Raw genomic sequence first — 13,398 nt, 5'->3', positions numbered from 1 at the left:
ATACATATATCCTAATGAAAATCCGTATGATGGATTGAAGACAATAAATTTGGAAAGGAGCATATATAAATGGAACAAACTATTTCTTTAGAAATTAAGGGCATGCACTGTCCGAACTGTCCAGCAAAAATTGAACGATCGCTTACGAAGCTAGATGGTGTATCTAAAGTGGAAGTCTATTATGAAGAAGAAAACGGATTTGTAACCTTTAACCCTAGTAAATTAGATGTTGTACATATTATTAATCGTATTAGTAAATTAGGATTTGACGCGACTACCAAGGTCACCAATCAAGCATAGTTAAAAATGATTAAGATGCCTGCACCACGAATAATAGCGGTGGCAAGCATCTTTTTTATAGTTTAGTATAATAAGGCTGATAGATTGGATTCGTATAAAATGGTGGTCTTGGTCCAATTAATGGTAGCTTAAATCGATTCTGGCTTGCTGTATATGTGACAGTAACCTTCTGATCAGATTGTGGAATAAGTAATAGTCTTACCTCTGGATTATAGTAATACCGCACTTCAATCCCTCCCTTTACTATATCCTATTCGTTGCTAATTAAAATGGGTCTGTACAATGCCTTCTTTAACTAGGCACATTATTCACCTAGTAAGAATAGGGTATCAAAGGAACATATGAAGAGGAGGCTATATGACATGTCTACAGAAAATCCTTATCAAGAAAATTATCCCCAATACCCTAACTACGGTAAGATAACTAAATTTGAAGAAGTGCCGATAACCGTACCTGAGCAGCGCCAATTTGAACAACCGGGGATAGAGAGCGTAATGGTACCACGACCTATCATAGAGAATCCAAATTATAATGGTAGTGGTAAGCTTAAAGGAAAAGTAGCTTTGATTACTGGTGGAGACAGTGGTATGGGAGCAGCAGCCGCAATTGCCTTTGCTAAAGAAGGTGCTGATGTTGCAATAGCTTATTTAAATGAACATGAGGATGCAAATCGTACGAAAGGAAGAATTGAACAAATTGGTAGACAATGTCTTCTTTTACCTGGTGATTTACGAGATAAGAATCAATGCATAGCTATCGTGATAAAAACCGTTGAGAATTTCGGAAAACTGGATATCCTTTGCAATCATGTTGGGATCCAGTTTCAACAATTGAGTTTACTAGATATTTCGGATGAACAATTTGATGATACATTTAAAGTTAATATCTATTCCCATTTCTACACAACTCGTGAAGCCTTAAAACACTTAAAAGCAGGGAGCTCCATTATAAACACTTCATCTGTTGTAACGTTTAAAGGATATGATCAATTGATAGATTATACAGCAACAAAAGGAGCAGTTATTGGATTTACTCGAGCTCTAGCCAGGAATCTCGCGGATAAAGGGATCCGAGTTAACGCAATTGCTCCGGGAAGAATTTGGACACCATTAATCCCTTCTAGCTTCTCTGCAGATCAAGTGACACAGGTAGAAAACCTTATGGACCGTCAAGGCCAACCGTTCGAGGTTGCACCGACCTTTGTCTACTTAGCGTCTAATGATTCCAGATTTGTAACTGGTCAAGTACTTCATGTCAATGGTGGAGAGATATTTGGCTAAGGCAAAAAAGTGCCAGTCCTATGAATTATAGAGAGCTGGCACAAACCTAGTTTATTCGTTTTCATTTATTTCTTGCACGTCATCATTAAAATAATAATTAATTGTTTCTATTAGCTCTTCCATAGAGCAATCAAGAATTTTCACTGGGATATTCACTTGCGTATCCAATAATCCTTTATTCATTTTATTTAGCATACTTTTAAACGAACTTGAACGATTAATGATTAAATCTGGATCATGTGTATAAATACCTAAGAATGTTTGTCCACTTAATTCCACAAAATCGATATCTGAAATCTCTTCCCATTTGATTAATCCTGCAGCAATATATGTAGACTGATCAAGGATCCCTTCTGCCGAAACAATGAGTGCAGGCTTCCGTTGAATAATACTTTTAACCCAATAAACCATGATTAAGCCGAAAAATAGGACACAAATAATTCCTATCACCCTAAACTTGAATGCATCACTGCCAGTCTCTGAAAAGCTAACAGCCGTTAAAAATATACCGATTGCAATAAAAATTAAACATAGGATTCCATAGAAAAACATTTTTCCTTTTTTTGCATAAATAATTAATTCTTTCACAAAATATTCTCCTTTCTTCCCTTCCATTAGTATATCCTTTGCACTAGTATGGACAAGGGCATAAAGTCCCTCATTAAAACAGGTCTAAAGTCCATCATGTAACCTATCATTTAGCTGTTCCTAGAACGAGTTTTTTCAATTGGTTATTGCGATAAAAATTGTCAGGTCCAGTAAATCGATATAAAATGAATAGTATTGCTAATAAGATAGCTATCTTATATGATTAAATAAATAATAAAGGAGGTAAATTATGGCCACAGAAAAAGAAGAAAATCAATACACGCCATCCGTGGTAGTAGAGCACATTTACTCTCCTGTAGTAGAAGCAATATCGCTGTTATCTTCATTTGTAAATCCAACACGACATGAGTTCGCCAAAGCAAGCCATCAAGAACTTTCCCTTGAAATATCGAAGGATTCAAAGAACTTTATCGAGGAGTGGAAAAAGGTTACTGAGTGGGATTTTATGGAGCTACTAAATTTCATTTTACCGTGCCCATATTTTAATGACATGAAGCAATTCTTACATAAGGTCTCAACATTATCTAATGGCGAATATATTTATCATCTTTTATCAGAATTCATTCCAATGGAACAAATTAATCAGCTACTAGATAATCCTTCTTCGATTAACGATTTGGATGCCAACATATTGTGGGAAACGACTAAGAAACGAAATTTTATGATAAGCCTATTCTCCAATATAGAGCGAATTCGTACTAAAACATCTATGCTTCTACTTGAGATTGCAGAATCGAATACATTAAGAAAAGCAGAATCGGAGCATATGCAAATCATCGAAGAGTCAATGATAGAAGTAAAAACATTAAAAATGCAGCCACTTAACCTAGCACAATACGTCATGGGGAAAACATTTAGACGAACAAGCTTATACAAAATGTACATATTTATCCCGTCTTATTATTTCACACCCCACCGAATGCGTATTTTCAATTCCGATATTTGTATTGTTGTTTATGGCTGTGCAACTCCACTTTCGGATTCAAGGGAAACAGGAAAAGAATTAGAAATTAAGCTAAAAGCACTTTCTGATCAAAATCGATTATTAATCCTTAACCTGCTTTCAGGAAAAAAAGAATACGGTGCAAAGTTGGCGGAATACCTAGGAATTACAACTGCAACCGTATCCCATCACTTAGAGATTTTAAAAAAAACAGGCTTTGTAACTGAGGAAAAGGTTGGAAACATAAAATACTTTAGCTGCAATAAAACCTTTACGGAAGATTTTTTTCATAGTCTTCAGCATTTTATTTATGTTAAAGACTAAGGGGAGGCCTTTACTTAGACCTCCCCTTTAAATATTCCTGCAAAATAGTGAAGTGACTCCCTACCATATTTTCAGGAAAATCATGTGGATAAAAAAACTCAAAATTAATCGACTCTGTTTGATCGACCTTTAATATACCACTGTATTCATTCGTATAATAAGCGACTGTTACTACATAAAATTCATCACCGTTCTCCGCTTTAATAAAGTGATCCTTTCCTGAATACACGTTGATAAGATGGAGTTCACCAGCAATTAAACCTGTTTCCTCCAGTAGTTCTCTCCTAGCTACTTCCTCTGTCGATTCACCTAATTCCATTAGTCCTCCAGGAATACCCCATTTCCCATTTGGAAATTTACGCTGTTGTAAGAGTATTCTTCCATTATTATCCTCTATAACTAGAACAGCACCGACAAATATCAGTGGTCGATGCCCTACCAATTTTCTCAGGTCTTCTACATAGCCCAAAATTATTCCACCTTCTCTATTCGTGTTTCAAATTACGTATTTATTTGAAGAATATTCCCATCAGGGTCTGATAAGAAAATGAAATGTAAATCCTTCACTCTACTTCCCTTGACAGTATAGTTCCTTGTCTCTAATAATCGATAATAATAGAAGATTTTATGTGCATCTTCCTTTTTGATAGCTTGGGTTATTTTTTGAATCATATAACTAGAATTAGATTCTTGTTTAGAAACAGATTCATGATCTTCCCTTAACTTTTTCCGAGCACGATGGAGTGCTGTTTTTACCGATTCATTACTGGTTCTAAGCATTTGTGATATTTCTTCGGAGGTATAGTGAAAAACATCCTTTAATGTTATTAACATCGCCTGCCTTAAAGGAAGCTGACTATATAATATCTCAAGTAAGCTGTCCCATTCTGTAGAATCCATTCCACTTCCCAATAATCCATCGAATTCACTTAGGAGGAGTGGTTCTCTTCGTTTCTCATCCATGAATAGGTTTCTAGCAATAGTATAAAGAAAAGTAAGATTCATATCTCGGTTTGGTTCCTTTTGCTTTAATAGAAGTACCTTTATAAGGGTTTCCTGTACTAGGTCTTCTGCATGCCATTTAGATGTGGTTAAAGTTAAACAATAGTGGTAGAGCTTATTTATGATAGACTCTATCCTTAATTCATTAATATTCATTTCATCACCAAAAAAAATATTTTTAAAAAATATTATTAAATATGTAACTTTTCATACATTATAATCGTTTATAACTGAAAACAAAAGTGAGGAGTGAAGTAATATGTTTAAGATAGGTGGGATATTTATTCCTGTAACGAATCTAGAACAATCTAAAAAATGGTATGAGGAAAATCTTGGAGTAGTCAAGATTGATGAATGGCAAGAAGATGGAGAGGATCATGGGGTTGATTACTTATTTCCTAAGGATACAAAGGGGCTAACATTAATTAAGGTTGAAAGTCCACAGCCCACTGAATTTACCATTAAAGGGAAACGGAAAAATGTCTATTACAATTTTGTAGTTGATCAAATCGAAGTTGCCTTTCAGCAGCTTCGTGCGAAAGGAATCGAAACAACCGAAATAATGGATTACGGTGTCATGAAGGGGTTCGATTTCTTTGATCCAGATGGGAATTCTTTTAGTGTCGTAAGTGAAGAAGAGAGTTCCGTCCACTTTTCACGGGGATAAGAAAAAAGCGCCATATCGGCGCTTTTTTCATTATATTTTCCCATTAAATACTAACCCACCATTGATTTCGATTAGTTTAAGATGGTTAGTAGATTTAATAAAAATCGTTTTATATTTCTCACGGCCATTAGCATCTAGGAATAAAATAATACGTTTACTAGAATTATCTGTTACTAACTGAACCTTTAAATCATCTACATTAATCAGTTTTGATATCTTTTGAAACTCAGTAAATGATTTAGTTTCGCTAGACTGTACAATTTTTTTCTCTTTTACTTCCTTCCGTAGTACTTCACCGGTAATAGCATCTATCTCTATTTCCACCTGGCCATTATCCGTTTTCAATTCCATTTCATAAACATATTGACCATTTGACTTATCTAATTCCATCTCTGTCACGGTTCCATCCATAACACTTTCCGCAATGTCAATTGCCTGCAACTCCGAAATAAGATTAGAAGCAATCGCTTGATTCATTTCAACATCCTCCGAATCGTCCTCGATATCTTCATTCATATGAACAATATCACCAGTATATGCATCTATGTAGATTTCATATTCCTTATCTTTTTGTTCTACTTCTATTTCATAGAATGGGTTTCCATTTTCATCATCAAGCTCTATTGATTTTATTTTTCCATTAACTTTTTTTAGGGCAATTTTTTCTGCATCTTTTATGGATATTAAGGCGTTTTCAGCCATGTCTTCCTTTACCTTATCTGTACCCGCTGTAGCTACTGTCACTCCTGTTGCAATTAATCCAAATGTAAGTGCACCAATTAATAATTTCTTCTTTATCATCATGTGTCCTCCTTCTTTGTATATCTACACTATACCCATTGATTCTGATAGGACAATAATAAGAAGATTAGAATTTGATGAGAAAAAGCAAATAAAATTAATTGCATCTTTCTATTCTTCAATTTGCCGAGAATTATTTTATAAAATGATGTTTAGAGCCACTCTATACTTCATTTCAATCTCACTTATTCTCCGAAATGACGTTTAGAGCCCCTCTATACTTCTCTTCAATCTCATTTATTCTCCGAAATGATGTTTAGAGACCGTCTATACTTCTTTTCAATCTCATTTATTCTCCGAAATGACGTTTAGATCCCTTCTATGCTTCTTTTCAATCTCATTGTTTTTCCGAAATGATGTTTAGAGATCGTCTATGCTTCATTTTAATCTCAGTCATTATCCGAAATGATGTTTACCGCCCTCTACTATTCTTTTCTGTTCAATTTTCTTCCTAAATGACGTTGAGAAAATTCATTTTTGAACTAAATTCTAACTAATAGCTATAACTAAATGACTTGGAAAGATAGGAATGCACACAAAAATCCCTCCATTAATACTGAAGGGATCACGATAACAATTATTTCTTTCCATCATTCAATTCCATAGCCTCTTCTGGACTGGACATAATGGTGGAATTTTTATATTTCAATCCTACATCTCGATCAGATTCGATACGTCTGCTCTTCTTTAGCTTTTTTTCTTGGCGATCTTTGCCCATCTGCACACCTCCTAATACTAAGATGGTTTATTTACGATGAATTATTCCATTCAAAAATTATCTTGACAAATTCAATCGTTATAATACAATCATCTTATAAGATAGTCATCTAATATTATTGAGGTGAATGGAATGAATAATACCATAATTGACGTTTCACATGTAAAAAGATCCTATAAAACAGAAGAAGGTATTATTAAGAAAAAACAAAAAGTAGTAGAAGCATTAAAGGGAATATCTTTCTCTGTTCAAGAGGGGGAAATCTTTGGATTACTTGGACCGAATGGCGCTGGGAAGACAACGATGATTAAAATGTTAACAACCATGCTGACGCCAACATCTGGCGAAATTTCAGTTCTAGGCTTTAATCCAGTCACAGAAACGAAACAGCTGAGACCGCATATTAACTTTATTCTTGGAGGAGAACGCAATCTATATTGGCGTTTGTCTGCTTATGATAACTTAGCATATTTCTCTGATCTATATAGGATTCCTAGAGCAGTACAAAAAGCAAAAATCAATGAATTATTAGAGTTGGTTAACTTGCAAGATGTAGCTCATCAACGCGTAGAAACCTTTTCAAAAGGGATGAAACAAAGACTACAGATAGCTAGAGGTTTAGTTAATAATCCTAAAATACTGTTTTTAGATGAACCTTCTATTGGGCTTGATCCTGTCAGTGCCCGAAAGCTGAGGGAGATTATCCGAGAATTAAATAATAGAGGAACTACGATATTATTAACGACACATTATATGTATGAGGCAGATGAACTTTGTGACCGAATAGCATTTATCGACAAGGGAAACTTGGTAGCAATTGACACGCCACAAAATTTCAAGCTAAAAGCGGATAATGTTTCGATCATTGCATTCACTACGTTGGGGACTTCTGAAAAAAACATCCATAGGCTCTCCGATTTGCCAATTATTCACCATGTTCAAGCTGAAAATCGGGGTTATCTAACAAATATTAAACTACATACACATGACCCACAGACAGTTGTTCCTTTTATTTACGAAACTTTGAATGGTGCTGCTATTCAAGATTTAACCATTACAAAGCCAAGCTTAGAGGATGTCTATGTAGAATTAATTGGGGGAAAAGTGTCATGATGCGTGCCTTGTTACGAACGATACGTGTACATATGGGGTTGTCGATGGCACGACCGATGTTTCAATTTATTATATGGGCTTCCCCTTTGTTTTTAGCTACTATCGCTATATTTATTTACAGTTCTCGTTCGCCAGAGGATATTTTTCACTATGTTATTTTAGGATCGGGTTTTATGGCATTATGGTCCTCAATCGTCTTTTCGTCAGCTAGCGATATCAATCGTGAACGCTATTACGGGACATTAGAGATCATCTTTGTCTCACCTGTCCCCTTTTTTATCGTATTGATAGGAAAAATTATAGGTAATACAATTTGGGGATTTTTATCGATGGTAATATCGTTTATTTATTTGGTATTCCTATTTGGTGTTCATATAACCATTCCGAATCCAATGGTTTTCTTCTTGTGCACTCTCTTTGTTTTGTTAGCGTTAACGGTATTTTCATTTTTTCTTTCTCTAGCATTTACACTTTCGAGACAAGCGGAAGCATTGATGAATTTCATTGAATATCCAATATATTTAATTTGTGGATTCATGTTTCCGGTTTCTATTCTACCTATATGGGTGCAACCAATTTCTTATCTATTACCACCTACTTGGGCAATTGAATTACTCCGTGCGGTTTCAACAAATGAATTTTCAATAAATATGATTGAAAAATCGCTAATCGGTCTAGTCGTAGTAACGATGATTTACATGGTACTAGGTATTTTCTGTTATCGTGCAGTTGAAAAGAAGGCAAGAATTTCTGGTAAGTTAGGGGTGTATTAATGGAGGCTACATTAAGATTTTTTAGGCACAGCTTATTATCCTATCGGGCATTATTCGGATGGTTAAATCCCAAGGTCTATATTCTTGTAATGGTGTTAAACCCATTAAGTCAATTGTTATTTTTTGCTGTACTAGTTAATTATGTATATGACGGAAAAGGGCTTGTCGGCTATATTGGTGCTAATGCACTCATACTCTGTGTCATGAGCTCTGTGTTTGGAATTATGACTATTATTACATCTGATAGGTATATGGGTACCCTACAACTCGTCATGGCCTCCCCTGCAAATAAAATTGGATTATTTCTATCACGTTCTATTGCTCACATACTGAATGGTTTGTTCACATCAATGATAGGTTTGATCTTCGGCATACTAATTTTTCAAATAAAGATTCCTATCGAAGCAATACTGCCTTTACTAAGTGTATGGCTCGTTTCCATTTTCTCTGCTTGTGGTTTAGGTTTAATCATTGGTTGCTTTTGCCTTTGGACTCCATCGATGAATTTGATTGCAAATTTACTTGCAAGTAGTTTATTGCTATTAAGTGGTGCTAATTATCCACAATCGATTATGCCAACATGGCTAACATATGTTGCAGACTTCATTCCACTAACTAGAGGAGTGGAATTAACGAAACAAATACTAAACGAAAGAAACTACGAAAATGTTGTACCAATACTCGGGCAGGAATTTTTACTGGGGGTGACCTTTTTTATCATCAGTTTACTCTTTATTAAATATGCAGAATACTTATCTAGAATAAAAGGGACAATGGATCTTGATTAAGGATTCAGGCACCCCCGAGTTTTTAAAAAATCTCTGAGGGTGCCTGGCTATTTATTCTTCTAATCCAAGATATATTCTGATGGCATCTCGTAGAAACTTTGTTCCGCCTTTCACCGCTTTATCATAATAGGCAGTGAAACGCTCATCTGCTACATACATATCAGCTAGTCCAGCATGTGCTTCCTTCGAGTAAGTTGACCAAGAATACATGAGCCATTCCTTATGCTTTTCAGCAACTAACTGTGCCTCAGCTGATGCTGGATCACCTGTATGATAGGCCTTTTCCAATAACACCATAATTTCTTCCCCAAGCTTTGTCATCGCATCATAATCTTCCTGTGACATACCACGTAACTTCGCATTACTTGCTTCAACCGTATCATCACCATATTTTTCTCGAATTTCTTTACCATATTTCTGTTCATTTTCCTCAATGAGTTTTTCCTTAAACCCTTCGAACTTTTCTATATCTTGCATTGGTGTTCCTCCTTCCATGCTAGCAATTGTTTTCTCAACTGTAGCCATAATTTTGTCTAGGCGGGCTCGTTTTTGTTTCAGATGTTCATAGTGATTTTTCAGTGCTTTACTCCTGTCAAAATTCGGTTGATTGATAATCTCCATGATATCCTCAAGACTAACTTCTAATTCTCGATAAAATAGAATTTGCTGTAATAAATCAACCTCTTGTTGCCCGTATATACGATAACCGGACGAATTTATTCTTGCCGGCTTTAGTAGCCCGATTTGATCGTAATATCGGAGTGTACGGCCGCTTACTCCTGACATACTGGCAAGCTTATTGACGGTATATTCCATTAACTTCGCCCCCTGACAATTATTAGCATAAACCTTTACGCAACGTAAAGGTCAATAGAAAAAATAAAAAAGTTTTAAAGATGTACAGAAGCATATATCTTTAAAACTTTTTCTTTATTCATTAGGCATTTCCATCAGTCACAGCTATTGGTTTTGGCTGACCAGCTTCTACCAATGTCTTACTTCCGATTAAGAAAAACCCAGCGATAAACATGAAAATGCCAGTGCCTATTAATAGCCACTCAATCGCAATTACATCTGCAATTGGACCAAAAATCAACATACCAAGTGGCATCATCGACGTTGAAATCATTGCCACTACACCAAAGACTCTTCCCAAATAATCTGGTTCTATTTTTTCTTGTAGGAGTGTCGTTGAAGGTGTACTAAAAATTGGCATCGTAATTCCTGTTATTCCCATTACGACTAGATAGATAACAAAATTAGGAATGACCCCAAGACCAACTGTTAAGACACCGAACATCAAGCTCGCTAATGTCATCGTATGGATTTTATTTTTAAATCCACCCCAGGTTGCAATAGAGACTCCGCCGATCATCATTCCAATAGAAAATGCCACTTCTATAGCTGTTAATCGCCACACATCATCCCCAAAACTACGTGCTACTTGTAATGGAGTAAGAAAAGATGGAACAGATGCTAAAATAAAGAATAAGGCAAAGAAAAGGAAAAACTTCTTTAGAAATGCATGTTGGCTAATATAAGTAAATCCTTTCTTCAGGTCATCAAAATAACTGATAGGTTCTTTCTCTTTTGCCTTTTTATGGGCAGGGATCTTTAAGAAAACTATGAAAATGAAAATTGCAATGGCAGCTGTGACCACATCAATAAAGAAGATTATTTCTATCGTCGCCAACCCTAACAATGCACCACTTGCCATTGGGGCAAGTAACATCACCAATGCCTGAATACTACCGTTAAACCCGTTTACCTTAGTTAGTTTATCCTCAGGGACAAACTGTGGAAGGATCGCACCAACAGATGGGGTTTGCACACCAGTCCCCACTGCACGAATGGCAGCTACCAAGAACATAAGCCAAAGGGAATTATATCCTAACATAAAAACAATCGCTAAAATTAGTGTTACAAAGGCAATAGAACCATCTGAAATAATAATTAGTTTCTTCCGATCATATCTGTCTGCCCACACCCCAGCAAATGGGGACAATATAAAGGTTGGAATAAAACCACATAAAATATAAATGGTCATCATAACGCCAGACTGGGTATTCAACACCACATACCACATAATCGCATACTGCACTAAAGATGAGCCAAACATAGAAATCAGTTGGCTACTAAGGAAAAGAACACTATTCCGCTTCCAGTTATCCATAATCGAATTACTATCTATTCCCACCAATTCACATCCATTCCATTATTATCTAAATAATTTATACACTAAAACCACCACTAATACAACTGGAGTACATACCTTTAGAGAAAAAAAGATGAGGGTATAAATCCTCATCTTTTTTAGCAAGGCTATTGTTAAAATTTACCTTTTAATAACTACACACTTCGAAAGCACATCGTATAACGTCTGCTTATTTTTGAAAAATAAAGCAAGCAGATGTCCAATTCCAAGTAAACATAGGGATACTAATTGTAAAAAAAACCGACCTGATGCATTAGCAAATGATATTTTCTCTTCCTCTTCATTTACCACCTTTATTCCAGCGATCATTTTCCCTATTGTTCCTTGTGTTGATAGACTTTCCATCAATGCAAAATACAACCAGAATACTACCACAACTATAGCAATTTGAATGACCCAATAATTAATATAATATTCATCAACTGGTCTGCTATAAAATAATAGAGATGTTATAGCATTTACTCCATTCGGAATGAGCTTTATAAAGAATATAGAGAAAAAAACGATTACTATATCAATCAACCAAGCAACAAACCTATTCCAAATGCTTGAATAGTTAAGTACTTCTTTATCTCCTGAAAATTGATAATCCTTTTCTACAATCACTGCGTATCCTCCACTTTTCAGAATGGTAAATTTATTATGATTACAAAAGTTAATGAGATACTTCTCCTCTATATCTGATGTTTATGAATTTTTACTAGTTTTCTCTAAACTAGTTCAAAAATAGGATTGTACTTTTTCTAAAACCTTTATTCTTTTTAAATTACTCCAAAGTTATCATGTGTTCTTCCAGATCTTTAATCGAATTAATTTGATTGATTTTATCCTTATTCAGTGAAATAAAATGTGTGGCATATTCGTTATATTTGTAACCAGGCTCTATGTCACTTCCTTCTTTTTCTAGCAACGTTTCATCATAATATTTTACATCAAAACTAGCAACTTGAATTTCCGCATTTTTAAAATAAGTAATAATTTCATATAATTTTTCTAATTCTTGTTCTGGATTATCGTAGTCTTGAAAGACTAATAGTTCTACCCAATAATAATAATCTTGCGGGTATTTACTTCTTCCTTCATTGAAACCGATTATTTGCTTATTTTCACTTAGGATTTTCTCTTTTGACCCGGCTTTGATTGCGACTTCTACATGATTCATCCAAACATCCTCATATAACTTCTCAATGATAGGAGATACCTCATTTCTCGCCTCTTCTCCCCATAAAGTATCAATGTATGAATCATTAATCTTATCATTCCAATCCTGATATACTCCGAAAACCAAATTAGAATTGGTTTTTGGAGATGCATCTACTAAATAATGACCATAATTTGAATTAAATGTTGCATCACCCAGGGAAAACTCTTCACCATACGTCTCCACTAAATAATCCTCATATATCTTTTTTTCTTCCTGCAACTGTTCGGCAGAGCCTCCCTCGGCATCTGTCATTTGTGTTACTGCTAAATAGTAAGAAATATGAGGAAGAAGAGATGGTAATAAAGCGATTGGTAAAATAATAAGATTTGCCAATCCTACAACTAAAACTGCCCGCCATCCTTTTAGGACGTGTAATTCTTTTTTCCCTTTATAGACTAAATAAGCAATGACTGAAGCATCAATAATACTAATCAACCAAATTACACGGTAAATCATCACAACCCATACTACAGGGGCGGCAAAATATATAAGACAAAGTTCTATAACGATAAAAGAAGTCCCTTTGATCCATTGTCGATTAAATAGCTGACCTATTCCTGGAAAAACTAATGAGAAAAAACCTGCCAGTACCATACGTATCATACTTCTCACCCTTTTCAGTATAAGACCCGTTTTTTTGTCAATATCATGCAACTTTTAG

17 protein-coding genes are annotated in these 13,398 nt (G+C 35.1%); 7 read left to right on the top strand and 10 right to left on the bottom strand.

Annotated features, from left to right (window positions below):
* Nucleotides 1–69 precede the first annotated feature (69 nt).
* Nucleotides 70–300: a heavy-metal-associated domain-containing protein gene (locus tag HNR27_RS06385; protein WP_429339141.1), complete on the top strand. Its 231-nt coding sequence runs from the start codon at nt 70–72 to the stop codon at nt 298–300.
* 55 nt (nt 301–355) lie between these two features.
* On the opposite strand, the gene HNR27_RS06380 is transcribed toward HNR27_RS06385, so the two are convergent.
* Nucleotides 356–526, bottom strand: a complete 171-nt coding sequence (locus HNR27_RS06380; protein ID WP_212919375.1) for a hypothetical protein — start codon at nt 524–526, stop codon at nt 356–358.
* A 136-nt stretch (nt 527–662) separates the two neighbouring features.
* On the opposite strand from HNR27_RS06380, the gene HNR27_RS06375 reads away from it, so the two are divergent.
* Nucleotides 663–1,580, top strand: coding sequence for an SDR family oxidoreductase (locus HNR27_RS06375; protein ID WP_429339140.1), 918 nt, complete (start codon nt 663–665; stop codon nt 1,578–1,580).
* 51 nt (nt 1,581–1,631) lie between these two features.
* Here the strand turns inward: HNR27_RS06375 and HNR27_RS06370 are convergent, their stop codons facing one another.
* On the bottom strand, nt 1,632–2,168 hold the full coding sequence (locus tag HNR27_RS06370) for an STM3941 family protein (RefSeq protein ID WP_429339139.1): 537 nt from the start codon (nt 2,166–2,168) through the stop codon (nt 1,632–1,634).
* Nucleotides 2,169–2,418: 250 nt separating this feature from the next.
* On the opposite strand from HNR27_RS06370, the gene HNR27_RS06365 reads away from it, so the two are divergent.
* A complete protein-coding gene (locus HNR27_RS06365; protein WP_429339138.1) occupies nt 2,419–3,456 on the top strand; it encodes an ArsR/SmtB family transcription factor in 1,038 nt (345 codons plus the stop codon).
* A 10-nt stretch (nt 3,457–3,466) separates the two neighbouring features.
* Here HNR27_RS06365 and HNR27_RS06360 read toward each other — a convergent pair whose 3' ends face one another.
* On the bottom strand, nt 3,467–3,925 hold the full coding sequence (locus HNR27_RS06360) for an NUDIX hydrolase (protein ID WP_212919371.1): 459 nt from the start codon (nt 3,923–3,925) through the stop codon (nt 3,467–3,469).
* A 32-nt stretch (nt 3,926–3,957) separates the two neighbouring features.
* Nucleotides 3,958–4,614: an RNA polymerase sigma factor gene (locus tag HNR27_RS06355; RefSeq protein ID WP_429339137.1), complete on the bottom strand. Its 657-nt coding sequence runs from the start codon at nt 4,612–4,614 to the stop codon at nt 3,958–3,960.
* A 103-nt stretch (nt 4,615–4,717) separates the two neighbouring features.
* On the opposite strand from HNR27_RS06355, the gene HNR27_RS06350 reads away from it, so the two are divergent.
* Nucleotides 4,718–5,125, top strand: coding sequence for a VOC family protein (locus HNR27_RS06350; protein WP_429339136.1), 408 nt, complete (start codon nt 4,718–4,720; stop codon nt 5,123–5,125).
* Nucleotides 5,126–5,155: 30 nt separating this feature from the next.
* Here the strand turns inward: HNR27_RS06350 and HNR27_RS06345 are convergent, their stop codons facing one another.
* Nucleotides 5,156–5,926, bottom strand: a complete 771-nt coding sequence (locus tag HNR27_RS06345) for a PepSY domain-containing protein (RefSeq protein WP_429339135.1) — start codon at nt 5,924–5,926, stop codon at nt 5,156–5,158.
* 577 nt (nt 5,927–6,503) lie between these two features.
* A complete protein-coding gene (locus HNR27_RS06340) occupies nt 6,504–6,644 on the bottom strand; it encodes a YpzI family protein (protein ID WP_429339134.1) in 141 nt (46 codons plus the stop codon).
* Between the two features lie 132 nt (nt 6,645–6,776).
* Between HNR27_RS06340 and HNR27_RS06335 the strand changes: the two genes are divergently transcribed.
* From HNR27_RS06335 to HNR27_RS06325, 3 genes are read left to right on the top strand one after another with little or no spacing between them, the layout of a single operon-like run.
* Nucleotides 6,777–7,757: an ABC transporter ATP-binding protein gene (locus tag HNR27_RS06335; RefSeq protein WP_429339133.1), complete on the top strand. Its 981-nt coding sequence runs from the start codon at nt 6,777–6,779 to the stop codon at nt 7,755–7,757.
* Nucleotides 7,754–8,530: an ABC transporter permease gene (locus HNR27_RS06330; RefSeq protein ID WP_212919366.1), complete on the top strand. Its 777-nt coding sequence runs from the start codon at nt 7,754–7,756 to the stop codon at nt 8,528–8,530. The genes HNR27_RS06335 and HNR27_RS06330 overlap by 4 nt, the downstream gene beginning before the upstream one ends.
* Nucleotides 8,530–9,318, top strand: a complete 789-nt coding sequence (locus tag HNR27_RS06325) for an ABC transporter permease (protein WP_212919365.1) — start codon at nt 8,530–8,532, stop codon at nt 9,316–9,318. The genes HNR27_RS06330 and HNR27_RS06325 overlap by 1 nt, the downstream gene beginning before the upstream one ends.
* A 51-nt stretch (nt 9,319–9,369) precedes the next feature.
* Here HNR27_RS06325 and HNR27_RS06320 read toward each other — a convergent pair whose 3' ends face one another.
* The 4 genes from HNR27_RS06320 to HNR27_RS06305 all read right to left on the bottom strand — a co-directional run bounded on the left by HNR27_RS06320 (nt 9,370) and on the right by HNR27_RS06305 (nt 13,340).
* Nucleotides 9,370–10,134 (bottom strand): MerR family transcriptional regulator, encoded by a 765-nt coding sequence (locus HNR27_RS06320; protein WP_429339132.1) that lies wholly within the window; start codon nt 10,132–10,134, stop codon nt 9,370–9,372.
* Nucleotides 10,135–10,255: 121 nt separating this feature from the next.
* Nucleotides 10,256–11,491 carry an MFS transporter gene (locus HNR27_RS06315; RefSeq protein ID WP_212920027.1) on the bottom strand — a complete coding sequence of 412 codons (1,236 nt, stop codon included), beginning with the start codon at nt 11,489–11,491 and terminating at the stop codon, nt 10,256–10,258.
* A 162-nt stretch (nt 11,492–11,653) separates the two neighbouring features.
* On the bottom strand, nt 11,654–12,139 hold the full coding sequence (locus tag HNR27_RS06310; RefSeq protein WP_429339131.1) for an RDD family protein: 486 nt from the start codon (nt 12,137–12,139) through the stop codon (nt 11,654–11,656).
* Between the two features lie 160 nt (nt 12,140–12,299).
* Entirely contained in the window at nt 12,300–13,340 is a 1,041-nt protein-coding gene (locus tag HNR27_RS06305) for a hypothetical protein (RefSeq protein WP_429339130.1), read from the bottom strand.
* Between the last annotated feature and the right edge of the window lie 58 nt (nt 13,341–13,398).

This window comes from Ornithinibacillus bavariensis, from assembly GCF_050433565.1.
GTDB lineage: Bacteria > Bacillota > Bacilli > Bacillales > Amphibacillaceae > Ornithinibacillus > Ornithinibacillus bavariensis.
This window is presented reverse-complemented; position numbering and strand designations above follow the sequence as displayed.

What these genes read in the sequence shown, in the direction of transcription:
- HNR27_RS06365 (WP_429339138.1), top strand. Translation starts at nt 2,419, where the DNA reads ATGGCCACAGAAAAAGAAGAAAATCAATACACGCCATCCGTGGTAGTA.
- HNR27_RS06325 (WP_212919365.1), top strand. Translation starts at nt 8,530, where the DNA reads ATGGAGGCTACATTAAGATTTTTTAGGCACAGCTTATTATCCTATCGG.
- HNR27_RS06375 (WP_429339140.1), top strand. Translation starts at nt 663, where the DNA reads ATGTCTACAGAAAATCCTTATCAAGAAAATTATCCCCAATACCCTAAC.
- HNR27_RS06335 (WP_429339133.1), top strand. Translation starts at nt 6,777, where the DNA reads ATGAATAATACCATAATTGACGTTTCACATGTAAAAAGATCCTATAAA.
- HNR27_RS06340 (WP_429339134.1), bottom strand. Translation starts at nt 6,644, where the DNA reads ATGGGCAAAGATCGCCAAGAAAAAAAGCTAAAGAAGAGCAGACGTATC.
- HNR27_RS06345 (WP_429339135.1), bottom strand. Translation starts at nt 5,926, where the DNA reads ATGATAAAGAAGAAATTATTAATTGGTGCACTTACATTTGGATTAATT.
- HNR27_RS06320 (WP_429339132.1), bottom strand. Translation starts at nt 10,134, where the DNA reads ATGGAATATACCGTCAATAAGCTTGCCAGTATGTCAGGAGTAAGCGGC.
- HNR27_RS06385 (WP_429339141.1), top strand. Translation starts at nt 70, where the DNA reads ATGGAACAAACTATTTCTTTAGAAATTAAGGGCATGCACTGTCCGAAC.
- HNR27_RS06350 (WP_429339136.1), top strand. Translation starts at nt 4,718, where the DNA reads ATGTTTAAGATAGGTGGGATATTTATTCCTGTAACGAATCTAGAACAA.
- HNR27_RS06330 (WP_212919366.1), top strand. Translation starts at nt 7,754, where the DNA reads ATGATGCGTGCCTTGTTACGAACGATACGTGTACATATGGGGTTGTCG.
- HNR27_RS06355 (WP_429339137.1), bottom strand. Translation starts at nt 4,614, where the DNA reads ATGAATATTAATGAATTAAGGATAGAGTCTATCATAAATAAGCTCTAC.
- HNR27_RS06305 (WP_429339130.1), bottom strand. Translation starts at nt 13,340, where the DNA reads ATGATACGTATGGTACTGGCAGGTTTTTTCTCATTAGTTTTTCCAGGA.
- HNR27_RS06315 (WP_212920027.1), bottom strand. Translation starts at nt 11,491, where the DNA reads ATGGATAACTGGAAGCGGAATAGTGTTCTTTTCCTTAGTAGCCAACTG.